General features: G+C 66.3%; 22 protein-coding genes. 13 read left to right on the top strand and 9 right to left on the bottom strand.

Annotated elements, in window-relative coordinates; genetic code table 11:
• Positions 1–22: 22 nt before the first annotated feature.
• Positions 23–907: a polyprenyl synthetase family protein gene (locus CFB34_RS07875; RefSeq protein ID WP_089442987.1), complete on the bottom strand. Its 885-nt coding sequence runs from the start codon at positions 905–907 to the stop codon at positions 23–25.
• Positions 904–1,197 (bottom strand): exodeoxyribonuclease VII small subunit, encoded by a 294-nt coding sequence (locus CFB34_RS07870; RefSeq protein ID WP_027791079.1) that lies wholly within the window; start codon positions 1,195–1,197, stop codon positions 904–906. The genes CFB34_RS07875 and CFB34_RS07870 overlap by 4 nt, the downstream gene beginning before the upstream one ends.
• Before the next feature lie 270 nt (positions 1,198–1,467).
• Here CFB34_RS07870 and CFB34_RS07865 point away from each other — a divergent pair, with 270 nt between their 5' ends.
• Together CFB34_RS07865 and CFB34_RS07860 are read left to right on the top strand one after the other, a co-directional pair.
• Positions 1,468–2,574 (top strand): aromatic ring-hydroxylating dioxygenase subunit alpha, encoded by a 1,107-nt coding sequence (locus tag CFB34_RS07865; protein ID WP_089442988.1) that lies wholly within the window; start codon positions 1,468–1,470, stop codon positions 2,572–2,574.
• Between the two features lie 117 nt (positions 2,575–2,691).
• The gene (locus CFB34_RS07860) at positions 2,692–3,561 is read left to right on the top strand and encodes a sulfurtransferase (RefSeq protein ID WP_069251090.1); all 870 of its coding nucleotides are present in this window, start codon (positions 2,692–2,694) and stop codon (positions 3,559–3,561) included.
• Positions 3,562–3,615: 54 nt separating this feature from the next.
• On the opposite strand, the gene CFB34_RS07855 is transcribed toward CFB34_RS07860, so the two are convergent.
• From CFB34_RS07855 to polA, 3 genes are all read right to left on the bottom strand, one after another.
• Positions 3,616–4,491: a dienelactone hydrolase family protein gene (locus CFB34_RS07855; protein ID WP_089442989.1), complete on the bottom strand. Its 876-nt coding sequence runs from the start codon at positions 4,489–4,491 to the stop codon at positions 3,616–3,618.
• Between the two features lie 431 nt (positions 4,492–4,922).
• Positions 4,923–6,257: an NAD(P)/FAD-dependent oxidoreductase gene (locus CFB34_RS07850; RefSeq protein WP_089442990.1), complete on the bottom strand. Its 1,335-nt coding sequence runs from the start codon at positions 6,255–6,257 to the stop codon at positions 4,923–4,925.
• 269 nt (positions 6,258–6,526) lie between these two features.
• Positions 6,527–9,280: a DNA polymerase I gene (gene polA, locus CFB34_RS07845; RefSeq protein ID WP_089442991.1), complete on the bottom strand. Its 2,754-nt coding sequence runs from the start codon at positions 9,278–9,280 to the stop codon at positions 6,527–6,529.
• A 1-nt stretch (position 9,281) separates the two neighbouring features.
• On the opposite strand from polA, the gene CFB34_RS07840 reads away from it, so the two are divergent.
• Both CFB34_RS07840 and CFB34_RS07835 read left to right on the top strand, forming a co-directional pair.
• Positions 9,282–10,040: a TIGR00730 family Rossman fold protein gene (locus CFB34_RS07840; RefSeq protein WP_069259466.1), complete on the top strand. Its 759-nt coding sequence runs from the start codon at positions 9,282–9,284 to the stop codon at positions 10,038–10,040.
• 390 nt (positions 10,041–10,430) lie between these two features.
• On the top strand, positions 10,431–10,727 hold the full coding sequence (locus tag CFB34_RS07835; RefSeq protein WP_089442992.1) for a hypothetical protein: 297 nt from the start codon (positions 10,431–10,433) through the stop codon (positions 10,725–10,727).
• 204 nt (positions 10,728–10,931) lie between these two features.
• Here CFB34_RS07835 and CFB34_RS07830 read toward each other — a convergent pair whose 3' ends face one another.
• Positions 10,932–11,129 carry a hypothetical protein gene (locus CFB34_RS07830; RefSeq protein ID WP_105749919.1) on the bottom strand — a complete coding sequence of 66 codons (198 nt, stop codon included), beginning with the start codon at positions 11,127–11,129 and terminating at the stop codon, positions 10,932–10,934.
• 275 nt (positions 11,130–11,404) lie between these two features.
• Positions 11,405–12,931: an AMP nucleosidase gene (locus CFB34_RS07825; protein ID WP_089442993.1), complete on the bottom strand. Its 1,527-nt coding sequence runs from the start codon at positions 12,929–12,931 to the stop codon at positions 11,405–11,407.
• A gap of 129 nt (positions 12,932–13,060) precedes the next feature.
• Between CFB34_RS07825 and CFB34_RS07820 the strand changes: the two genes are divergently transcribed.
• The 5 genes from CFB34_RS07820 (at position 13,061) to CFB34_RS07800 (ending at position 16,572) form a co-directional block, all read left to right on the top strand.
• Positions 13,061–13,456, top strand: a complete 396-nt coding sequence (locus CFB34_RS07820; RefSeq protein WP_021160838.1) for a hypothetical protein — start codon at positions 13,061–13,063, stop codon at positions 13,454–13,456.
• Between the two features lie 101 nt (positions 13,457–13,557).
• Positions 13,558–14,556, top strand: coding sequence for a homoserine kinase (locus CFB34_RS07815; protein WP_089442994.1), 999 nt, complete (start codon positions 13,558–13,560; stop codon positions 14,554–14,556).
• Positions 14,547–15,356, top strand: coding sequence for a BPSS1780 family membrane protein (locus CFB34_RS07810; protein WP_089442995.1), 810 nt, complete (start codon positions 14,547–14,549; stop codon positions 15,354–15,356). The genes CFB34_RS07815 and CFB34_RS07810 overlap by 10 nt, the downstream gene beginning before the upstream one ends.
• A 187-nt stretch (positions 15,357–15,543) precedes the next feature.
• Entirely contained in the window at positions 15,544–15,996 is a 453-nt protein-coding gene (locus CFB34_RS07805) for a MarR family transcriptional regulator (protein ID WP_089442996.1), read from the top strand.
• Positions 15,997–16,152: 156 nt separating this feature from the next.
• Positions 16,153–16,572 (top strand): organic hydroperoxide resistance protein, encoded by a 420-nt coding sequence (locus tag CFB34_RS07800; RefSeq protein WP_011355825.1) that lies wholly within the window; start codon positions 16,153–16,155, stop codon positions 16,570–16,572.
• A gap of 113 nt (positions 16,573–16,685) precedes the next feature.
• Here CFB34_RS07800 and CFB34_RS07795 read toward each other — a convergent pair whose 3' ends face one another.
• Together CFB34_RS07795 and CFB34_RS07790 are read right to left on the bottom strand one after the other, a co-directional pair.
• Positions 16,686–16,862 carry a DUF3563 family protein gene (locus tag CFB34_RS07795; protein ID WP_069251078.1) on the bottom strand — a complete coding sequence of 59 codons (177 nt, stop codon included), beginning with the start codon at positions 16,860–16,862 and terminating at the stop codon, positions 16,686–16,688.
• Positions 16,863–16,943: 81 nt separating this feature from the next.
• Positions 16,944–18,047 (bottom strand): PHB depolymerase family esterase, encoded by a 1,104-nt coding sequence (locus tag CFB34_RS07790; RefSeq protein WP_089442997.1) that lies wholly within the window; start codon positions 18,045–18,047, stop codon positions 16,944–16,946.
• A 248-nt stretch (positions 18,048–18,295) separates the two neighbouring features.
• Here CFB34_RS07790 and CFB34_RS07785 point away from each other — a divergent pair, with 248 nt between their 5' ends.
• From CFB34_RS07785 to CFB34_RS07770, 4 genes are all read left to right on the top strand, one after another.
• Complete coding sequence (locus CFB34_RS07785; RefSeq protein ID WP_089428015.1) at positions 18,296–18,994, top strand: phosphatase PAP2 family protein; 699 nt, start codon at positions 18,296–18,298, stop codon at positions 18,992–18,994.
• A 137-nt stretch (positions 18,995–19,131) separates the two neighbouring features.
• Positions 19,132–19,932, top strand: coding sequence for a molybdate ABC transporter substrate-binding protein (gene modA / locus CFB34_RS07780; RefSeq protein ID WP_089442998.1), 801 nt, complete (start codon positions 19,132–19,134; stop codon positions 19,930–19,932).
• 10 nt (positions 19,933–19,942) lie between these two features.
• Positions 19,943–20,620: a molybdate ABC transporter permease subunit gene (gene modB / locus CFB34_RS07775; protein ID WP_089442999.1), complete on the top strand. Its 678-nt coding sequence runs from the start codon at positions 19,943–19,945 to the stop codon at positions 20,618–20,620.
• 55 nt (positions 20,621–20,675) lie between these two features.
• Complete coding sequence (locus tag CFB34_RS07770) at positions 20,676–21,377, top strand: ATP-binding cassette domain-containing protein (protein WP_089428017.1); 702 nt, start codon at positions 20,676–20,678, stop codon at positions 21,375–21,377.
• Positions 21,378–21,424: the final 47 nt, after the last annotated feature.

The following is a 21,424-nucleotide window of genomic DNA, read 5'->3' as shown; positions in this document are numbered from 1 at the left end:
TGCGCGGCGGCGGGCTTTCGCGTCAGCTGACCCGGTTCACTACCAGGTCGGCAAGTTCGGCCAGACGCTGTGCGCGTGCGCCGAACGGTTTCAGCGCGTCGTGCGCTTCGGCGCGCAGTTGTGCTGCGAGCTCGCGCGACGCGTCGAGGCCGAGGATCGATACATAGGTCGGCTTGTCGTTCGCCGCATCCTTGCCGGCCGTCTTGCCGAGCGTCGCCGAATCGGTCGTGACGTCGAGAATGTCGTCGACGACCTGGAAGGCCAGACCCACGGCGCCCGCGTAGACATCGAGCGCCGCCATCGTTTCCGCGGACGGCGTCTCGCCGGCCAGCGCGCCCATCCGCACGGCCGCGCGCAGCAGTGCGCCCGTCTTCTTCCGGTGCATCGTCTCGAGCTGCTCGAGCGTCAGCTTGAGGCCGACGCTCGCTAGGTCGATCGCCTGCCCGCCGGCCATGCCGATCGAGCCGCTTGCCAGCGCCAGCTCGCGCACGAGCGCGGCCTGCTGCACCGGCGACAGCGCGGCCGCATCGGTCAGCGCAATGAACGCCTGCGACTGCAGCGCATCACCGACGAGCAGTGCCGTCGGCTCGTCGTACTGCACGTGCACGGTCGGCTTGCCGCGCCGCAGCGCGTCGTCGTCCATGCACGGCATGTCGTCGTGCACGAGCGAGTAGACGTGGATCATCTCCAGTGCCGCCGCCGCCGCATTGCGGGCCGCTTCGGTCGCGCCGGTCAGTTCGCCTGCTGCATGGCACAGCAGCGGGCGAACGCGTTTGCCGCCGCCGAGGACCGCATAGCGCATCGCCTCGTGGAGTTTCTCCGGCACCGCGGTTTCAGCGGGCAAATAGTGGCCGAGTGCGTCCTCGACACGGTCAAGCACGGACCGCATCCATTGTTCGAATGTCATAGATCGTCGTCTTCGCCGTCCGTGGCGGCCGTTCCGGACGAAAGCGGCTTCAGCGTCGCGCCGTCGAGCACGCGAACCTGCTGCTCCACTTTCTCGAGCTGCTGTTGGCAAAACGCAACGAGGGTCGCACCGCGGCGATACGCCGTCAGTGAATCCTCGAGGCTCAACGCGCCGCCTTCCATCCGGGCAACCAGCGTCTCGAGTTCCGCGAGCGCCGTCTCGTAATTGTCCGGCAACGGTTCGGTACCATTGCCGGGCGGCGTGGCGCCTGGGGATGCGGTTTTCGCCATGGACGAGGGTGTCAAATTTCAAAACAAGTCGGACATTCTACGGCAAAAGAGAATTTTCCGACCTGCCGTCGTGGCGCCCGGGTACATATTCCGGCCCCACCTTCGACACACATTGTGCGCCTGCCGATTGTCGCCCGACAAAAAATTGACACAAATCAGGCACTTAATCCTAGCCTTGCGAGGCGAACCGGGTATAATTCCCCGTTTCCCTAAATCGATTTTTCGATGGTTGGGTTGTTCACTGCTTTCACGCTAACACCGGGAGTGGGAATGTCCAATCTGAGCGATGCGCTTCAGTTGAAGTCGGCTCACAGCCAGCTTCCAGTCACTGCATATTTCGATGAGGCGTTGCTCCAGCGCGAGATCGAAACCCTATTCAAGAAAGGACCTCGTTACGTCGGGCACGAGTTGATGGTGCCCGAGGCGGGGGATTATTTTGCGTTGCCGTCCGAGCAGGAAGGCCGCGTGCTGGTTCGCAACCAGGCGAACCAGATCGAACTGCTGTCGAACGTCTGCCGCCACCGGCAGGCGATCATGCTCAACGGGCGCGGCCACACGCAGAACATCGTGTGCCCGCTGCACCGCTGGACGTACGATCTGGAAGGCGAGTTGCTCGGCGCGCCGCACTTCCCCGACAAGCCGTGCCTGAACCTCGGCAAGAGCCCGCTGCAGAACTGGCAGGGGCTGCTGTTCGAGGCCGAGGGCCGGAATGTCGCGCGCGACCTCGCCCACCTCGGCACGAAGCATCACTTCGACTTCTCCGAGTACCTCTTCGATCACGTCGAAGTGCACGAGTGCGATTACAACTGGAAGACGTTCATCGAGGTCTACCTCGAGGATTACCACGTCGTCCCGTTCCACCCGGGCCTCGGCAGCTTCGTGTCGTGCGATGACCTCAAGTGGGAGTTCGGCGACTGGTACAGCGTGCAGACGGTCGGCGTGCACAACGCGCTCGCGAAACCGGGCAGCGCGACTTACCAGAAATGGCACGAGCAGGTGCTGAAGTTCCGCAACGGCGTGCCGCCGGAGTTCGGCGCGATCTGGATGGTCTACTACCCGGGCCTGATGATCGAGTGGTATCCGCACGTGCTCGTCGTGTCGTGGCTGATTCCGCGAGGCCCGCAAAAGACGACCAACATCGTCGAGTTCTATTACCCCGAGGAAATCGCGCTGTTCGAACGCGAATTCGTCGAGGCCGAACGCGCCGCCTATATGGAAACGGCCGTCGAGGACGACGAGATCGCGATGCGGATGGACGCAGGCCGCCGTGCGCTGATGGCACGCGGCGAATCGCAGGTCGGCCCGTACCAGAGCCCGATGGAAGACGGCATGCAGCACTTCCACGAGTTCCTGCGCCGCCACCTCGGCGACATTTGATTACCGGTGCGGCGCTTTGACGCTGCACCTCATCCGGCAGACGAAAAGACGGGCTTCGGCCCGTCTTTTTTTGTTTAGACTTGGAATGTCAGGCCATTCGCACTCCAGGGAGCCGTCATGCCACACACTCACTACACCACGCTCATCTCCGCCGCCAATCTCGCCGAGCGCCTGGCGGCGGCGCCCGGCAGCGTCGCGCTGTTCGACTGCCGCTTCGATCTCGTCGATCCCGCCGCCGGTGAGGCCGCCTATGCGGCAGGCCACATCCCCGGCGCCCAATACCTCCACCTCGACCGCGACCTGTCGGGCCGCAAGACGGGCACCAACGGCCGCCATCCGCTGCCGACCCGCGACGCACTCGCCACGCTGCTCGCGAGCCGCGGCCTCAAGCAAGGCCAGCAGGTCGTCGCGTACGACGCACAAGGCGGCGCCTATGCGGCGCGCCTGTGGTGGCTGCTGCGCTGGCTTGGGCATGATTCGGTTGCCGTGCTCGACGGCGGCCTGCAGGCCTGGGAAGCGGCCGGCCAGCCGCTGACGGCCGACGTACCGCACCCGGCAGCCGGCGATTTTCGTGCGGCCGCGCCGCTCGAATCGACGGTCGACGCGGCAGCCGTGCTCGCCAACGTGAACGCACCCACGCGTGTCGTGATCGATGCGCGCGCACCCGATCGCTACCGCGGCGAAAACGAAACGATCGATCGCGTGGGCGGCCACATCCCCGGCGCGCGCAACCGCTTCTTCAAGGACAACCTGACCGCCGACGGCCGCTTCAAGACCGGCCATGAACTGCGCGAAGCGTTTTCCGCCGTGCTGGCGGGCACCGAACCGAACCGCGTGATCCTCCAATGCGGCTCCGGTGTGACCGCATGCCACAACGCACTGGCGCTGGAAGTAGCAGGCCTGCACGGCGCATCGCTGTATCCGGGCTCGTGGAGCGAATGGAGCGCCGATCCGTCGCGGCCGATCGCAACGGGCCCGACGCCGTAAGCGCCGGCACGGCGCAGTCGGAACGAAGCGGCGGCCCATGCCGCCGCTTGCCGTTTACATCACGCCGTACTTGCGGAGCCACGCGATCGCGCGCTTCCAGCCCTCCTCCGCGTCGGCCTTCACATAGCTCGGCCGGTAATCGGCAAAGAACGCGTGACCGGCATCCGGGTACACGACGATCTCCGATTCGCGTGCGAGCTTCGAATCGCTCGTCTGGATTGCCTTGCGCATGTCGGCGAGCGACGCCTGCGTGATGTTCGCATCCTTCTCGCCATACAGCCCGAGCACGGGCACCTTCAGCAACGATGCATGATCGACCGGGTTGAACGGCGTCATCTCGTCGGTCTTGCCTTCGACGAACCCGTACCATGCAACAGCCGCACGCACGTGCGGGTTGTGCTCCGCATACAACCAGCTCTGGCGGCCGCCCCAACAGAACCCGACCACGCCGAGACGCGACAGGTCGCCGCCGTTCTTGCCGGCCCACGCGACGGTCGCATCGAGATCCTCGGTCACCTGCCGGTCCGGCACCTTGCTGACGATGTGCTCGACCAGATCCTTGATCGTCGGATACTTCTCCGCATTGCCCTGCCGCGCGAACAGGTCCGGCGCGATCGCGAGATAGCCGAGCTTCGCGAAGCGGCGGCAGACATCGGCGATGTGCGCGTGCACGCCGAAGATCTCGTGGATCACGATGACGACCGGCAGGTTCGTCTTGTCCTTCGGCTGCGCGCGATACGCGGGCACGCTCGCGTCGCCCGAGCGGATCTCGACGGTATCGACGTCCAGCCCTTCGCTGTCGGTCGTGACCGTCTGTGCCGACACAGGCAGCACGGCCGCCGCGAAAGCACCGCCCAGCGCGGCCTGCATGAACTTGCGGCGCGAGAACGGAACGTGGGGAACCAGGCTGTCGACTTCGGGTTTCAACATGAATGCACTCCTCGATTGGGGGCCGCCGTCACGATCTCGGACTCGGCATGACGGGGCATCGCGCCGGCGCGCGGCGCGGATGTCGCGGCGGTTGGCACCCCGCCGCGAACGGAAACCCGGACAAGATGCCCAATAATCCGTTGTCGCGTCAACTGTCGGATATGTAAGACTCGATTACGGCGGGTTGATTCGGCCCGTCGATCGTCGCGCCAAGCACCGCGGGCGACCCGTCGAATCGCGATGCAACGGCCCGCATGCCGATCGCCGTTGCGCGGTCGGATGCTTGCCGATTGAAACGAAAAACACGCGGTCGATTTGGCCCGTCACACGCCGGCACGAGGGCCCGACTGCCCAACTACTCGCAAGGAACAACGGGCGGAGACCACGCACGACATGCGCACTCTCCGCCCGCTTCCCCCGCGAACGCGCGCTCAGTGCAGCTTGACGCGCGGCAGCGTCGTACGCCGCAGCCAGTGCGCGACCGTGTCGAGCATCATGCGCGGATAGCCGTGCAGCGCGGCGATGTGCATCCGGTACAACGACATGTACATGAAGCGCGCGAACAGCCCCTCGATCAGCATGTTGCCGCCGATCAGCCCGCCCATCAGGTTGCCGACCGCGCTGAAATGGCCAAGCGACACGAGCGAGCCGAGGTCGCGATAGGTGAATTCGGGCAGCGGGCGCCCGTCGAGTCGACAGCCGATTGCCTTCAGCAGGAAGCTCGCCTGCTGGTGCGCAGCCTGCGCGCGCGGCGGCACGTTGCGCTCGTTGCCGGGCCATGCGCATGCCGCGCAATCGCCGAGCGCAAACACGTTGTCGTCGGTGAAGGTCTGCAGCGTGCGGCGCACGTCGAGCTGGCCGAGCTTGTTGACCTGGAGGCCATCGAGATTGGCAAGCACGGCCGGGGCCTTGATGCCTGCGGCCCAGACCGTCAGGTCGGCCCGCACCGTCTTGCCGCTCGCCGTATGGACGGCCCCGGGCGCCACCTCGGTCACGCGCTCGGCGAGCATCAGCCGCACGCCGATCTTTTCGAGCAGTTCGGCAGTCGCCGACGACACGCGCTCCGGCAAAGCCGGGAGGATCCGCGGCCCCGATTCGATCAGCACGATGCCGACGTCGTGCCGCGGGTCGAGCTTGTGCAGCCCGTAGGCCGACAACACCTGCGCGGTGTTGCGCAGCTCGGCGGACAGCTCGACGCCGGTCGCCCCGCCCCCGACGATCGCGACCTGGATGCGCGGCTCGGCCGCTTCACCCGGCGCGGTCGGCGCCGGCGCCTGATGCTCCGCGCGCATGCACGCGGCGATCAGCCGCTTGCGGAAGCGCTCGGCCTCGCCAACGGTATCGAGCGCGATCGCGTTTTCCGCTGCGCCCTGCACGCCAAAGAAGTGAGTCGTGCTGCCGATCGCAATCACGAGCGTGTCATATTCCAGCTCGCGCGCCGGCAACAACTCCTCGCCGTCGCTGTCGTTGATGGGTGACAGCGTGATGCGCTTCGCCGCGCGGTCGAGCCCGGTCAACCCGCCCTGCTGGAACTCGAAGCCATGCCAGCGCGCCTGCGCCGCATATTCGAGCTCCTGCGTGAACGGATCCATGCTGCCGGCCGCAACCTCGTGCAGCAGCGGTTTCCAGATGTGGGTCGGATTGCGGTCGACGAGCGTGACAAGCGCACGCGCGGGACGATTGCCGCGCGCGCCGTAACGGTCGCCGAGCCGCGTCGCCAGTTCCAGGCCGCCCGCGCCGCCGCCTACGATGATGATCCGATGCATCTGTTCCCCCTTTGCGATTCGAAACTGCTGCCGCCGGACGATGCGAACGCAATGCATTCGCGCGACCCGGTGGATTAACCGGTTCGGACATCATCGATGTGCAGTTCGAAGCACTTCGATGCGCCCAATCCGGAACGCGGGGCGCGCTGCCCCCGTGTCAATGACATGCATTGTCCGGGACCTTGCGCGTTGACCACAAGCAAACCATCTCGATATTCAGCATCCCTGCAACAATATGCCGCAGGAATCGGGAACCGCGCAACGGTGCGTCAGTGTGCCTCTTCCCAGTTCGCGCCGGCGCCTACTTCGGCCACCAGCGGCACCTTCAGCTTCGCCACGCCGCACATCATTTCGGGCAGTTTCTCGCGCACCAGCGACAGCTCGCCGTCGGGTACCTCGAGCACCAGTTCGTCGTGCACCTGCATGATCATCCGCGACGCGAGCTTGTCGCGCGTGAGCCAGTCGTCCACCGCGATCATCGACAGCTTGATCAGGTCGGCCGCCGTGCCCTGCATCGGCGCATTGATTGCCGCGCGCTCCGCCGCCTGGCGGCGCGGGCCGTTGCCGCCGTTGATCTCGGGCAGCCACAGGCGGCGGCCGAAAACGGTTTCGACGTAGCCCTTCTCCTTCGCAACCGAGCGCGTGTCTTCCATGTACTGCGCGACACCCGGGTAGCGGGCGAAATAGCGGTCGATATAGAGCTTCGCCGCATCGCGCGTAATGCCGAGGTTCGACGCGAGCCCGAACGCGCTCATCCCGTAGATGAGCCCGAAGTTGATCACCTTCGCAATCCGGCGCTGGTCGGAATTGACCTCCAGCGGCGTCACGCCGAACACCTCGGCAGCCGTCGCGCGGTGGATGTCCTCACCCTGCGAGAACGCGCGCAGCAGCGACGCGTCGCCCGAAATGTGCGCCATGATCCGCAGTTCGATCTGCGAATAATCGGCCGACACGATCCGGTGGCCCGGCGACGCGATGAACGCCTCGCGGATCCGCCGCCCTTCCGCCGTGCGCACCGGAATGTTCTGAAGATTCGGATCGTTCGATGCCAGGCGGCCCGTGACCGCGACGGCCTGCGCGTAGTTCGTGTGCACGCGGCCCGTTGACGGGTTCACCATGCGCGGCAGCTTGTCGGTATAGGTCGACTTCAGCTTCGACAGCCCGCGATGCTCGAGCAGCAGCTTCGGCAGCGGATAGTCTTCGGCCAGCTTCTGCAGCACTTCTTCGTCGGTCGACGGCGCGCCGCTCGGCGTTTTTTTCACGACCGGCAACTGCAGCTTTTCGAAGAAGATCTGCCCGATCTGCTTCGGCGAGCCGAGATTGAATTCGCCGCCCGCCAGTTCGTATGCCTGCGCTTCGAGCTCGATCAGGCGCGTCGCGATTTCAGTGCTCTGCGCCTGCAGGCGCGCATCGTCGATCAGCACACCCGTGCGCTCCATCTTGCGCAGCACGAGCGACACGGGCATCTCGATCTCGCGGTACACGCGCAAGAGGCCCGGTTCGCGCGCAACCTGCGGATACAGCGCGTGATGCAGTTGCAGTGTGATGTCCGCATCTTCGGCCGCGTATTCGGCCGCCTGCGTGAGCGCGACTTCGTCGAAGCCGATCTGCTTCGCACCCTTGCCGGCCACGTCTTCGTACTTGATCGTCTTGACACCGAGATGACGCAGCGCGAGGCTGTCCATGTCGTGCGTGCGATGCGATTCGACCACGTACGATTCGAGCAGCGTGTCGTGCTCGATGCCGTTCAGCGCGATGTCGTAGTTCGCGAGCACCTGTGCGTCGTACTTCAGGTGCTGGCCGACCTTCTTGCGATCGGCCGACTCGAGCCACGGCTTCAGGCGCGCGAGCACTTCGTCGAGCGGAAGCTGTTCGGGCATGTCGGGGCCGCGATGCGCAACCGGCAGGTACGCCGCCTTGCCCGGCTCGACCGAGAACGACAGGCCCACGAGCCGCGCGAGCATCGGGTCGAGCGCGGTCGTCTCTGTGTCGAATGCGGTGAGCTCGGCCGCGTCGATCTTCGCGAACCACGCGTCGAATTGCTCCCAGGTCTGGATCGTGTCGTATTCGCGCACGATGTCGGCCGCCACCACCGGCGCCGGCTCGCCTTCCGGCGCATCGGCGCCGCCGCCTTCCGCCGGCGCGCTGTCGACTTCGCGCAGCCAGGTCTTGAAGCCGTAGCGCGCGAAGATGTCGCGCAGCAGGTCGCGCGCTTCTCCGTCGGTCTTCAACGACGCTTCGATCGATTCGAGATGCGGCGCGAGATCGCAGGCCGTCTCGACGGTCACGAGCTTGCGGCCGAGCGGCAGGAAGTCGAGCGCGCGGCGCAGGTTGTCGCCGACCACGCCCTTGATGTCGCCCGCATGCTCGATCACGCCGTCGAGGCTGTCGTACTGCGCCAGCCATTTCACGGCCGTCTTCGGCCCGCACTTCTCGACGCCCGGCACGTTGTCGACGGTGTCGCCGATCAATGCGAGGTAGTCGATGATGCGCTCCGGCGGCACGCCGAACTTCGCGATCACGCCGTCGCGGTCGAGCGTCTCGTTGGTCATCGTGTTGACGAGCGTGACGTGGTCGGTGACGAGCTGCGCGAGATCCTTGTCGCCGGTCGACACGATCACGTTCATCCCGTGCCGCTCGGCTTCGCGCGCGAGCGTGCCGATCACGTCGTCGGCCTCGACGCCTTCGACCATCAGCAGCGGCCAGCCGAGCGCACGCACGGCGCCGTGGATCGGTTCGACCTGCAATGCGAGGTCGGGCGGCATCGACGGACGGTTTGCCTTATAGTCGGCATAAAGGTCGTCACGGAACGTCTTGCCCTTTGCATCGAACACGCAAGCGCTATACTCTGCACTGACTTCCTTGCGCATACGGCGCAGCATGTTGATGATTCCGTAGAGCGCTCCGGTCGGCTCCCCGCCAGGGCCACGCAAATCAGGCATCGCATGGTAAGCCCGATACAGATAGCTCGAACCGTCAACCAATAGCAGGGTCTTACCTTCCAGATTTCGTTCTTCAGGCATTATGAACAAGAGAAAAGTGATTCCGAGTCTGCGTTCGCTCGCAGATCAAGAACGCGCGACGGCCAAGAAGGCGCGCGCATCGTGGCAGATGTTCACGATTATGGCAGAGTTTATCGAGGCGACCGAGTACCTGTCGGAGATCCGCCCGGCTGTCAGCATCTACGGTTCTGCCCGCCTCAAGCCCGACACGCCGCACTACAAGCTCGCCGTGCAGATCGCGCGCAAGCTGTCCGACGCCGGCTTCGCCGTGATCTCCGGCGGCGGCCCCGGCATCATGGAAGCGGCGAACAAGGGCGCGCACGCCGGTAAAGCACCGTCGGTCGGCCTCAACATCGAGCTGCCGCACGAGCAGGCCGGCAACCACTACCAGGACATCTCGCTGCGCTTCCGCCACTTCTTCACGCGCAAGGTCACGTTCGTGAAGAATTCGGATGCGGTGATCGTGATGCCGGGCGGCTTCGGCACGCTCGACGAGCTGTCGGAAGTGCTCACGCTGATCCAGACGAAGAAGTCGCGCCTCGTGCCGATCATCCTCGTCGGCAGCGAGTTCTGGAAGGGGCTGCTGCAGTGGTTCCGCGACCAGCTGATTCCGATGGGCCTCATCAATCCGGAAGACATGGACCTGATGCAGGTGATCGACGATCCCGACCAGGTGCTCGACGCGGTGCTCGCGTTCTACGAGGACAGCGGCGAGGAAGAAGGTTCGGACGATGACGGCCATCCGCCGCGCCCCGAAGAAGACCGGATGTTCTACCTGTAATCCATCCATGACGACCGCCGGCCCGACGGCCGGCGTACCGCTTCCCGCGCGGCGGCATGGCGATCCTGCCATCTGCCGCGTGTCACTTTGTAACGCGCCATTAATCGCGCTTCGCGTGCCGAGCGCCGCCGAATGTCAAATACGCGCGGCCGGTGCCGTGCGGCGCGCGCCACATCATCCGCACGCGCGGGCCGCCATTGTCAAATGACGCGCCCCGACGCCCGCACCCCTCGCCTGCCGGCCGCCAATCCGCCGTAACAAACCCGCCTCGCGTTTTCCGTCGCGCGCCAGCACACTGCAGTTGTCGGCGCGGCGTTCCCCCTGGTGGAACGCCCCCCTCGCTTCCATCGCGTCGCGCCGGCCTTTTATAACGACACCACGGAAAAGAACATGCAACGCTCGCTGATCGCCCTTGCCTTCGCCGGCCTCGGCCTTTCGCTATCCGGCCTCGCCCACGCCGTCAACGTCGACGTCAACATCGGCACGCCCGCGCCGGTCGTCGTCGCGCCGGCGCCCGTCGTGGTCGCCCCGGCGCCCGCGGTGATCGTCGGCTGGCACGGCGATCGTTACTACGACGGCCACCGCTACTGGGAACGCCGCGAGTGGGAAGATCACCAGCGTCATCGCGGCCACGACGATCGCGGCTATCACTGCCCGCCTGGGCATGCGAAGAAGGGTGAGTGCTGAGCCCCCGGCCTTGCCGCGTTGAGCCGCCTGTACCGCGAATCGGCGATCTGCCGACGCAGGCGCGCTCTTCTATCGAGCCGCCCTGACCGGGCCGAAGGGGCGTAGTCGAAGCCGCGCCGCCGCGCCCTCGACGCGCTCCGTTCTCTGTCGCTCTTCAACCGGCGAACGAGGCGCACCCAAGGATGGGCGCGCCTGTTTCACGGCTTACTTAACGATGTAGCACCAACACGGCATGGGTTTGCTCGGGCCGACCACTGCGACGGGTTTGCAAGGATCGGACGGGCCGAGCACGGCTTCTCGTTCGCAAGGCGGCTGCGGCTTGGATGGACCGATCACCGCTTGGGCCATGGCCGACAGCGAAGCAGTGAGCATCAGGGAAGCCAGCAGGATTTTGATTTTCATCGGATTTGTCTGCTCTCAATATTATAGGAATCAATTGGATCGGCTGTTCGCCGTTCCTTCGTGCGGGCGTCGGAGAACGCCACGCAGAAGAGCATATTCTCGATGACAAGGACAAAACCATAGGACAACTTCCAAATTGGAGACCACGGTCGCGTCCGAGTACGAAGGCCACATTGCGGCCACGACGAGTGTCCACGCGACCGGATGGGTGACGCAGGCGCGCGCCTGCCGCCGTGAAGCCCGGCAGCGCCTCGCCCCCATGCCAGTCATGCGCGTTACTGGAACGCCACTTCCGCAAAGCTCCGCAGCTTCCGGCTATGCAGCTTGTCGAGCCCGTTCGTGCGCAGGATCTCCATCGCCTTCACGCCGATCTGCAGATGCTGGTCGACCTGCCCGCGATAGAACGTATCGGCCATGCCCGGCAGTTTCAGCTCGCCGTGCAGCGGCTTGTCCGACACGCACAGCAGCGTGCCGTACGGCACGCGGAAGCGGAAGCCGTTCGCGGCGATCGTCGCGCTTTCCATGTCGAGCGCGATCGCGCGGCTCTGCGACAGGCGCTGCACGGGTTCGCGATGATCGCGCAGCTCCCAGTTGCGGTTGTCGACGCTCGCGACCGTACCCGTGCGCATCACGCGCTTCAGTTCGACGCCATCGAGCTGCGTGACCTCGGCCACCCCGCGCTCGAGCGCGAGCTGCACTTCGGCCAGCGCGGGAATCGGCACCCACAGCGGCAGGTCGTCATCGAGCACGTGATCCTCGCGCACGTAACCGTGTGCGAGCACGTAATCGCCGAGACGCTGCGTGTTGCGCAGCCCCGCGCAGTGACCGAGCATCACCCATGCGTGCGGACGCAGCACCGCGATGTGATCGGTGATCGTTTTCGCGTTCGACGGGCCGACGCCGATGTTGACCATCGTGATCCCGCTGCCGTCCGCGCGCTTCAGGTGATACGCGGGCATCTGCGGCAGGCGCGGCGGCGCGTTGCCCTCGGCCGGCTCGCTGCCGAGGTTCGCGTTGTAGGTGACGACATCGCCCGGCTCGACGAACGCGCTGTACTGGCTCCGGTAGGCACGCACCTCGGGATCGTCGCTCTCCGTCATCACCGTGCGGCCCAGCTTCACGAACTCGTCGATGTAGAACTGGTAGTTCGTGTACAACACGTAATTCTGGAAATGCGTGGGCGACGTCGCCGTGTAGTGGCGCAGCCGGTGCAGCGAGAAGTCGACGCGCGCGGCCGTGAACAGCGCGAGCGGATGCGGCTCGCCCGGCGCCGGCTCGAACGTGCCGTTGACGATGCGATCGTCGAGATACGACAGGTCGGGCGTATCGAAGATGTCGCGCATCGCGAGCAGGCGGTCGCGATCGAGCTCGCCCTCGAGATGGATGCCTTCGGGAAACGCGAAATGGATCGGAATCGGCTGGGACGACACGCCGATCTCGATCTTCACATGGTGGTTCTTCGCCAGCAGGCGCAGTTGCTCGCGATAGTAGTTCGCGAAGAGATCGGGGCGCGTGACCGTCGTCTCGAATACGCCGGGGCCCGCGACGAAACCGTACGAGCGGCGCGAATCGACGTGCGTGTTGACGTCGGTGCGGATCCGCACGAACGGGTAGCACGCGCGCACGTGCTCGGTAATCGATTCGTGGCGGCGATAGCGGGCGAACGCATCGCGCAGGAAGCCCGTGTTCGTGTCGTAAATGGCGGACAGCCGCGCGACGGCGGCGATCGGATCGTCGAAAGCCTCGACCGACGGGCTTTCGGGCGTCAGCACTCGGTGTCGGCGGCTCAAATCGTTCTTCATTTTGATTACCTCGTCTGATCCGACGACATTACCACGGAACCCGGTCGCCCTTATGGCTGCCCCTACGCACGCGAGGGCCGGATGGGGCGCAGTATTTGCTAAAATCGGTGGGTTCACTGGAGACTCATCATGAAGCCGCTCATTCTCGTCGTCGCTGCCGCCGCGTTTGCCGCCGCCAGCGCCGCTTACGCCGCCGGCGGCACGCCTGACGCCGACGCGCAGGCTCGGGCCGAGGCCAACGAGGCCGCCGGCCTGCCGGATCTCCGCAAGATCAACCGGCCGGGTGCCGAAGTCACGTCGAAAGTCGACTTCGCCGACATCCGCCGCACGCCGAGCTTTCACGAAAAGAGCAAGAACGGCACCGAAGTCACCGAGTACCGCGATCGCGGCAAGCCGGTCGAGATCGACGTGAAGTCGAACTTCGGCACGCGCTACCAGATGAGCTCGACGCCCGACACGTCGCCGAAGCCGCACGACGCGGGCATCCCGATCACGCGCCTGCCGTCGCTGAACCTGCGCTACTGATTCCGTGGCGCGCGGCACCGAACGCCGCGCGCCGCCTCCCTTCACCTGATGTCGCGACGCACGCCGCCCGCGTGCCGACACCCTGACCTGACGCATCCCGCATGGCCGTTTTCACTGCTGTTTCCGACTCCGATCTCGCGCAATGGATGCGCCACTACGAACTGGGCGACGTGCTTGCGTTCCGCGGCATTCCGTCCGGTATCGAGAACAGCAACTTCTTCCTGACGACGACGCGCGGCGAGTACGTCCTCACGATCTTCGAAAAGCTCACGGCGGAACAGCTGCCGTTCTACCTCGACTTGATGCGCCACCTGGCCGGCCATGGCGTGCCGGTGCCGGATCCGGTCCCGCGCGACGACGGCGCGCTGTTCGGCATGCTGCACGGCAAGCCGGCCACGATCGTCACGAAGCTCGACGGCTCGGCCGAACTGGCGCCGGGGGTCGAACACTGCATCGAGGTCGGGCAGATGCTCGCGCGCCTGCACCTCGCCGGCCGCGACTATCCGCGCACCCAGCCGAACCTGCGCAGCCTGCCGTGGTGGCAGGAGAACGTGCCGGCGATCGTGCCGTTCATCACGGATGAGCAGCGCGCACTACTGGAAGGCGAACTCGCGCACCAGGCCAGCTTCTTCGCGTCGGACGACTACGCGGCGCTGCCGGCCGGGCCGTGCCATTGCGACCTGTTCCGCGACAACGTGCTGTTCGCGCACGCGGCGCCCGGCACCGGCCACGACGTGCGGCTCGGCGGCTTCTTCGACTTCTATTTTGCGGGCTGCGACAAGTGGCTGTTCGACGTCGCGGTCACGGTCAACGACTGGTGCGTCGACCTCGCGACCGGCGTGCTCGACGTCGCGCGCGCCGATGCGCTGCTGCGCGCGTACCAGACGGTCCGGCCGTTCACGGCCGAGGAGCGCCGCCACTGGAGCGACATGCTGCGCGCGGGCGCGTACCGCTTCTGGGTGTCGCGCCTGTACGACTTCTACCTGCCGCGCGCGGCCGAGATGCTCAAGCCGCACGACCCCGGCCATTTCGAACGCATCCTGCGCGAGCGTATCGCGCATACGCCCGCGCTTCCCGAGATCCACACCGCATGCAACTGATCGAAGTGCCCGCCAAAACGGGCTATGTCTGGTTCCGTCAAGGCGTCTGGCTGTTCCGCCGGAACCCGCTCGCGTTCATCACGCTGTTCTTCACGTACCTGCTGGCGATCACGCTGATATCGATGGTGCCCGTGATCGGCTCCGCGCTGCCGCTGGTCTTCATTCCCGGCGTCGCGGTCGGCTTCATGGCCGCGTGCCGCGACACGGTGGCCGGCAAGCCCGTGATGCCGACGATCCTCGTCGACGGCTTCCGCTCGTACGGCACCGTCGCGACCCAGCGCCTGCTCGTGCTCGGCGTGATCTACGTCGCGTCGATGGTGCTCGTGTTCGCCGCTTCGTCGTTCGTGGACGGCGGCGCGCTGTTCCACGTGATGATGGGCGCGGCCGACGAAGCCAGCACGACGCCGGAAGCCCTCGCCGCGCAAGGCACGCTCGGCGCGCTGTTCTTCGCGACGCTTCTCTACCTGCCGGTCGCGATGCTGTTCTGGTTCGCGCCGGTGCTGGTCGCGTGGCATGACGTCCCGCCCGCCAAGGCGCTGTTCTTCAGCGTCGTCAGCTGCTGGCGCAATCGCGGCGCGTTCGTCGTGTACGGCGTGCTGTGGTTCGCCGTCGCGCTCGGCACGTCGCTCGCGCTGTCGCTGCTGCTGCAGGCGCTCGGCGCCGGCGCCTATGCGCTGACGATCATGATGCCGGTGACGATCATCATCGTCACGATGCTGTACTGCTCGTTCTACGCGACCTATCGCGGCTGCTTCGGCGTACAGGAACCGGGCGCGACGACCACCACGTCGGGCCGCTGAAGCCCCCACGGCCGGCGCGCGGCGCCGGCCCGCCGTTCTCCGCACCGGGCGGCCTCCCGGCGCCCCCGCCCTTTCCCGGCCTCCCTCAGCCGCCGCTCGTCGTCGCTCCCCCCTGTTCATCCCGATCGTTTGCGCGCAAAATAATTTGCGTACAAATTGTTCGCGCGTTCGCCGCGCCGCCCGAATCATGGACCGCCTGCCTCCGCTGCCCCAGACACTCGACGAGCAACTCTGCTTCGCGCTCTACTCGACTTCGCACGCGATGACGAAGGCGTACAAGCCGCTGCTCGACAAGCTGTCGCTGACCTATCCCCAATATCTCGCGATGCTCGTGCTGTGGGAACGCGACGACATCGCCGTGAAGGACATCGCCGCGCGGCTCGACCTCGACCCGGCCACGGTCACGCCGCTGCTGAAGCGGCTGGAGGCGCTCGGCTACGTCGAGCGCGTGCGCAGTGCGACCGACGAACGCATCGTGAACGTCCTGGTGACGCCGGAAGGTCGTGCGTTGAAGGAGCGCGCGCGCTCGGTGCCCGCCGATCTCTTCTGCGCGATGCAGCAATCCCCCGACTTCCTGGTCAGGCTGCGCGCCGATCTTCTGCAGTTGCGCGACGCGCTCTCGACCGCCAACGAACGCTGACAGCCGAGCCTCGATGAACCGGCCCGACGATACCGGGCCTTTTTCTTCAAAAATTCATTTGCACACAAATCATTTGTGTTCTATTGTTTGTGCGTGGCCTGCGACACCGCGTTCGACCGGGCCGCTTTTCCCCCTTTTCCAGACAGGAGCTGCACGATGAACATTCTGTACAAGACCAGCGCCACGAGCACGGGTGGCCGCGACGGCCGCGCGGTATCCGCTGACAACAAGCTGGAAGTGAAGCTGGCCGCGCCGCGCGAACTGGGCGGCACGGGCGCGGAAGGCACGAATCCGGAGCAGCTGTTTGCCGCAGGTTACTCGGCCTGTTTCCTGAGCGCGATGAAATTCGTCGCCGGCCAGGACAAGAAAGCGCTGCCGGCCGACACGCAAGTCACGGCGGAAGTGGGCATCGGCCCGAACGACGCAGGCGGCTTCGGGCTCGACGTCGAACTGCGCGTGTCGCTGCCGGGGTTCGACAAGGCCGACGCGCAAGCGCTGGTCGAAAAGGCGCACCACGTGTGCCCGTATTCGAACGCGACGCGTAACAACGTGCCCGTGCGCCTGACGGTCGTCTGACGCGACACCAGGCCTGGAATGCAAAAAGGGCGCGTGCGGCATGGTGCCGCACGCGCCCTTTTCTGCTGCGTGACTCGCCGGATCGGCGGACCTGACTGCCCGCCCTGCGCGCTTTAGCGCGAACCGAACGTGTACGGGCGGTTCATCGCCGCTTCGCGATCGATCTTGCGCATGCGGAATTCGAGATCATAGATGTCGGTGGCTTCGGCCAGGTACGCGTCGGCGCGCTCTTTCGAGGCCTTTTCAGCGTTCTTGGTCAGCATCAGGAAGAGGTGGCTCAGCAGGTACATGGTTGATCTCGCAATCCAAAGGTTCTTTGACTAGGGTTTTCCCGAATTATAGGGAAAACCCTAGGCTTTGGCCAGCGTCGATCAGACGGTGCGTCGTTCGGTCGCCACAGTGCGGCGCTGGGTCTCGAAAAAGGCCCAGATCATCGCGCTCGCATCGGGGCCGACCGCCGCGTGGAACGGCACGGCTTCGTCGCCGCCGGCCCACGCATGGTCGAGCCCTTTCACATGACAGAGCCGGACGACCGGCTCGCCGTCGCGGCAGACATCGGTGATCTGCGCGCCCGCGTCGCGCGTCTCCACTCGCTCGCCGCCGCGCAACGCGCCGCGGCTGTCGGCCAGCCCGTTCAGGCGCATGAACTGCACCGTCAGCTGGTCGGCATTTTTCGGCGCGACCACGTGGTCACCGTCGCCCTGGACGATCAGCGCCGGCATGCCCGGATACGCGGCGGCATCGACCAGCGCGTCGACGGCCGCCGCCGGATTCTGGCGCACGCCGCGCCGCATCACGTCCATCGCGGTAATGCCCGAGGTCGCCTCGCCGAGCGCCGGGCCCGAATGCAGCGCCACCGCCGCGAAACGGTCCGGATGGTGCAGCGCAAGAAGCGACGCGAGACCCGCGCCGGCCGACAACCCCGCGACATAGACACGCGACGCGTCGAAACCGTGTTCGTCGACGAGCGCGTCGACGAGCGACGCCACCGCGTCCGCCTCGCCGCGGCCCGCGCGGTCGGTGTCTTCATACCAGTGCCAGCAGCCGTGCGCGTGCGCGCGCAGCGACTGCTCCGGATACAGCACCGCAAAGCCGTGCTTGTCAGCCAGCAGGTTCATCCGCGTGCCTTGCACGAATTCGTCGACGGACTGCTGGCAGCCGTGCAGCATCACCACGAGCGGCATCGCGCCACGCCGGCGGCCGGGCGGCACATAAAGGCCGTACGCGAGATTCTGGACGAGGCGCCCGAGCGCGGGGGCCATCGGATGTTCGCCGCGCGTCCACTCGCCGGCCGCCCATGCGGCCGCGCGCGGTCGCACGCGCGATTCGCGCGGCGGGGACAGATCGGATACGGAGGCCGCGGCCTCGAGTGCATCGCGTGTGATGCGCTGTGCATCGCGCGCCGAGCGCTTGGCGGCCGGAGACAGCATGCGTTTCATGCCGCCCAGCCACATCTTGGTCAGACTTTTGGTCATCGATCGGGCTCGCAGTCAGGAAAAATAGGGGCACCACAGCGGATGCATCGTTCGTCTTTGTGCAATGCACCATAACATTGTTTCTCGGACTTTTCCTGCACGCGGATCGTTCCCGGCCGCGCAAAAAACGGGGCTCATGCGCACGCGGCGCTATACTGGGGCTTCGCCGCTTGTATCCGTTGTAGTCGTTCTTTCCGGCTCGCGCGTTGATTTAAGCATCTTCCCCGCCTTCGTTCGTCCCCTTCCCGATGTTCGACCTGTCGTCTCACCTGTGGATCATGATCACCGCGTTCGGCGGCGCCGGCCTGACCTTGCCGCTCGCGATCACGATCGCCGTCTGGCTCGCGCTCGGCTACTCGTGGCAGCGCGCAGCCGCGTGGCTCGGCGTGCTCGCGGCCGCGATCGGCGTGGTCGCGCTCACGAAGATCGCGTTCCTCGGCTGGGGGATCGGCATCCGCAAGTGGGATTTCACGGGGTTCAGCGGCCATGCGATGCTGTCGACGTCGGTCTATCCGGTCGCGATTTTCCTGGCACTGATCCGCACCCGCACGCCGGTGCGACTCGCCGGCATCGCGCTCGGGCTCGCAGCCGGCGTCGCGGTCGGCGTGTCGCGCGTCGCGCTCGACGCCCATTCGCCGTCCGAATCGATCACCGGCTGCATCGTCGGCGCGATCGCCGCGATCGCGTTCATCGCCGGTTCGTGGCGCGCGGTGCCGCACCGCTGGTCGGTGCCCGCGGTCGTCGCAAGCCTCGCGCTCGTCACCGTGGCGCTGCACGGCATCACGGTGCCGTCGCATCGTTGGGTCACCAAGGTGGCGCTGCAACTGTCGGGGCACGAGCGTCCGTTCGTCCGCGCGCGCTGGAAGGCCAACCCGAACTACCGCCCTGCTTCGCAGCCGTCGTCGCTGCAGCGCACCCAGTCGTCGCCGCATACGCTCCGTACGTGACCGGCTACCCGGCCGTCGCGTTCGCCACTTTTCACGTCTGACCATTACATGCGCGCCATCGCATGAGCGGTATGTCGAGCGTTATAACCCGCCCTATATTACGATTACGGTTTCCACCCATTCAAAACGAATCCACCATGCGCTCAACCGTCCGTCCGCTTCGCCGCACCCTGCTTCGCCTGCTGCCGATCGCCACGCTTGCCGCTGCCGGTATCGCGTTCAGCGCGCCCGCTTCGGCTGCCGACGAACTGGTCGTGTCGGCCGCGGCCAGCCTGACGAACGCATTCAAGGCCGTCGGTGACGCGTACGAGAAGCAGCATCCGGAGACCAGGGTGCTGTTCAACTTCGGCGCGTCGGACGTGCTGATGCAGCAGATCGCCAAGGGCGCGCCGGCCGATGTGTTCGCATCGGCCGACCAGAAGGCGATGGATCGCGCGGCGGACGAGAAGGTGATCGTGCCCGGCACGCGTCGCGATTTCGCGGCGAACTCGCTCGTGCTGATCGTGCCGGCGGACAGCAAGGCTGCCGCGCCGACGTCGCTGAACGACCTGACCGCGCCCGGCGTGAAGCGCATCGCGTATGGCGACCCGGCATCCGTGCCGGTCGGCCGCTACACGGAAGGCGCGCTGCGCGCGGCCGGCGTGTGGGATGCCGTCAGCGCGAAGGGCGTGCTGGCCGCCAACGTGCGCCAGAGCCTCGACTATGTCGCGCGCGGCGAAGTCGAGGCGGGCTTCGTGTTCGGCACTGACGCCGCGATCATGCCGGGCCGCGTGAAAGTCGCGCTGACGGTGCCGACGAAGACGGCCATCACCTATCCGATCGCCGTGGTCAAGGACAGCCGCCACGCCGCGCAGGCGCAGTCGTTCATCGACTTCGTCGCGTCGCCGCAGGGCCAGGCCGTGCTGGCGACGTTCGGCTTCAAGCCCGCGGGCAAGTGAGCGTAGCGCGATGCAAGACGCCTGGGTACCGCTGCTGCTGTCGTTGAAGGTTGCCGGGTGGGCAACCGCGCTCGACATCGTGCTCGGCGTCGCGGCCGCGTTCATGCTCGCGCGCTGGCGCTCGCCGCTGCGCGACCTCGTCGATTCCGTGCTGACGCTGCCGCTCGTGCTGCCGCCGACGGTACTCGGCTATTACCTGCTTGTGCTGCTCGGCCGGCGCGGCGTGTTCGGCGCGTGGCTCGACACGCTCGGCATCGAGCTCGTCTTCACGTGGCAAGGCGCGGTGATCGCATCGATGGTCGTCGCGTTTCCGCTGATCCTGAAGTCGGCACGGGCGGCGTTCGAAGGCGTCGATCCGCACCTCGAACGCGCGGCGCGCACGCTCGGGCTCGGCGAAGTCGCGGTGTTTTTCCGCGTGACGCTGCCGCTCGCCACGCGCGGCATTCTCGCGGGCGCGCTGCTCGCGTTCGCCCGCGCGCTCGGCGAGTTCGGCGCAACGCTGATGATCGCGGGCAACCTGCCCGGCCGCACGCAGACGCTGTCGGTCGCGATCTACGCGGCCGTCCAGGCCGGCGACGACAGCACCGCCAACTTCCTCGTGCTGGTGACGTCGATCACCTGCGTGCTCGTACTGCTCGCGACCGGCTGGCTCGTGCCGTCGCGTGCCCGACGGGGCCAGCTGACATGATGCGCTCGCCTCGTTCATCGTCTTTCGCTATCGGGCGGCTTCGACGGAGGCATGCATGAGCCTCGTCGTCGACATCCGCAAGACCTACGCAAACGCCGAGCGCCGCTTCACGCTCGACATGTCGTTCACGGCAACGACGCAGCGCGTCGTGCTGTTCGGGCCGTCCGGGGCGGGCAAGAGCATGACGCTGCAGGCGATCGCCGGCCTGCTGTCGCCCGACGAAGGCACGATCACGCTGAACGGCGAGCCGCTGTTCGACGCCGCGCGCCGCATCGACGTGCCGACCCGCGAGCGGCGCGTCGCGTACCTGTTCCAGGATTACGCGCTGTTTCCGCATCTGAACGTGCGCCAGAACATTGCATTCGGGCTCACGTCGGGGCTGCGCAACCCGCGCGCGAAGACGGTGCCGCCGGAAGTCGCGTACTGGCTGCAGGCGTTCGATCTCGAAGCGCTCGCGGGGCAGTATCCGTCGCAATTGTCGGGCGGGCAGAAACAGCGCGTCGCGCTGGCGCGCGCACTGGTCGCGCAACCGCGGATCCTGCTGCTCGACGAACCGTTCGCGGCGCTCGACGGCGCCATGCGCCAGCGCATGCGTCACGAGCTCGCCGAGCTGCAGGCGCGGCTCGATATCCCGATGGTGCTGATCTCGCACGACCCCGACGACGTCGCCGCATTCGGCGACCAGGTCGTGCAGTTGAGCGAAGGACGCGTGCAGGCGGCTCCGCCGCACGCCGAGTGGCCGACGCGCGTCACCTGAGCGCGCGAGGCCGTGGTCGTGGCAGGCAGGTTGGAGCCTGAGAGAAG

The sequence above is a fragment of the Burkholderia sp. HI4860 genome, assembly GCF_002223045.2.
In the GTDB taxonomy this organism is placed as follows: domain Bacteria; phylum Pseudomonadota; class Gammaproteobacteria; order Burkholderiales; family Burkholderiaceae; genus Burkholderia.
This window is presented reverse-complemented; position numbering and strand designations above follow the sequence as displayed.

Coding starts and splice junctions, on each gene's coding strand:
- CFB34_RS07875 (WP_089442987.1), bottom strand. CDS start 907: ATGACATTCGAACAATGGATGCGGTCCGTGCTTGACCGTGTCGAGGAC.
- CFB34_RS07870 (WP_027791079.1), bottom strand. CDS start 1,197: ATGGCGAAAACCGCATCCCCAGGCGCCACGCCGCCCGGCAATGGTACC.
- CFB34_RS07865 (WP_089442988.1), top strand. CDS start 1,468: ATGTCCAATCTGAGCGATGCGCTTCAGTTGAAGTCGGCTCACAGCCAG.
- CFB34_RS07860 (WP_069251090.1), top strand. CDS start 2,692: ATGCCACACACTCACTACACCACGCTCATCTCCGCCGCCAATCTCGCC.
- CFB34_RS07855 (WP_089442989.1), bottom strand. CDS start 4,491: ATGTTGAAACCCGAAGTCGACAGCCTGGTTCCCCACGTTCCGTTCTCG.
- CFB34_RS07850 (WP_089442990.1), bottom strand. CDS start 6,257: ATGCATCGGATCATCATCGTAGGCGGCGGCGCGGGCGGCCTGGAACTG.
- polA (WP_089442991.1), bottom strand. CDS start 9,280: ATGCCTGAAGAACGAAATCTGGAAGGTAAGACCCTGCTATTGGTTGAC.
- CFB34_RS07840 (WP_069259466.1), top strand. CDS start 9,282: ATGAACAAGAGAAAAGTGATTCCGAGTCTGCGTTCGCTCGCAGATCAA.
- CFB34_RS07835 (WP_089442992.1), top strand. CDS start 10,431: ATGCAACGCTCGCTGATCGCCCTTGCCTTCGCCGGCCTCGGCCTTTCG.
- CFB34_RS07830 (WP_105749919.1), bottom strand. CDS start 11,129: ATGAAAATCAAAATCCTGCTGGCTTCCCTGATGCTCACTGCTTCGCTG.
- CFB34_RS07825 (WP_089442993.1), bottom strand. CDS start 12,931: ATGAAGAACGATTTGAGCCGCCGACACCGAGTGCTGACGCCCGAAAGC.
- CFB34_RS07820 (WP_021160838.1), top strand. CDS start 13,061: ATGAAGCCGCTCATTCTCGTCGTCGCTGCCGCCGCGTTTGCCGCCGCC.
- CFB34_RS07815 (WP_089442994.1), top strand. CDS start 13,558: ATGGCCGTTTTCACTGCTGTTTCCGACTCCGATCTCGCGCAATGGATG.
- CFB34_RS07810 (WP_089442995.1), top strand. CDS start 14,547: ATGCAACTGATCGAAGTGCCCGCCAAAACGGGCTATGTCTGGTTCCGT.
- CFB34_RS07805 (WP_089442996.1), top strand. CDS start 15,544: ATGGACCGCCTGCCTCCGCTGCCCCAGACACTCGACGAGCAACTCTGC.
- CFB34_RS07800 (WP_011355825.1), top strand. CDS start 16,153: ATGAACATTCTGTACAAGACCAGCGCCACGAGCACGGGTGGCCGCGAC.
- CFB34_RS07795 (WP_069251078.1), bottom strand. CDS start 16,862: ATGTACCTGCTGAGCCACCTCTTCCTGATGCTGACCAAGAACGCTGAA.
- CFB34_RS07790 (WP_089442997.1), bottom strand. CDS start 18,047: ATGACCAAAAGTCTGACCAAGATGTGGCTGGGCGGCATGAAACGCATG.
- CFB34_RS07785 (WP_089428015.1), top strand. CDS start 18,296: ATGTTCGACCTGTCGTCTCACCTGTGGATCATGATCACCGCGTTCGGC.
- modA (WP_089442998.1), top strand. CDS start 19,132: ATGCGCTCAACCGTCCGTCCGCTTCGCCGCACCCTGCTTCGCCTGCTG.
- modB (WP_089442999.1), top strand. CDS start 19,943: ATGCAAGACGCCTGGGTACCGCTGCTGCTGTCGTTGAAGGTTGCCGGG.
- CFB34_RS07770 (WP_089428017.1), top strand. CDS start 20,676: ATGAGCCTCGTCGTCGACATCCGCAAGACCTACGCAAACGCCGAGCGC.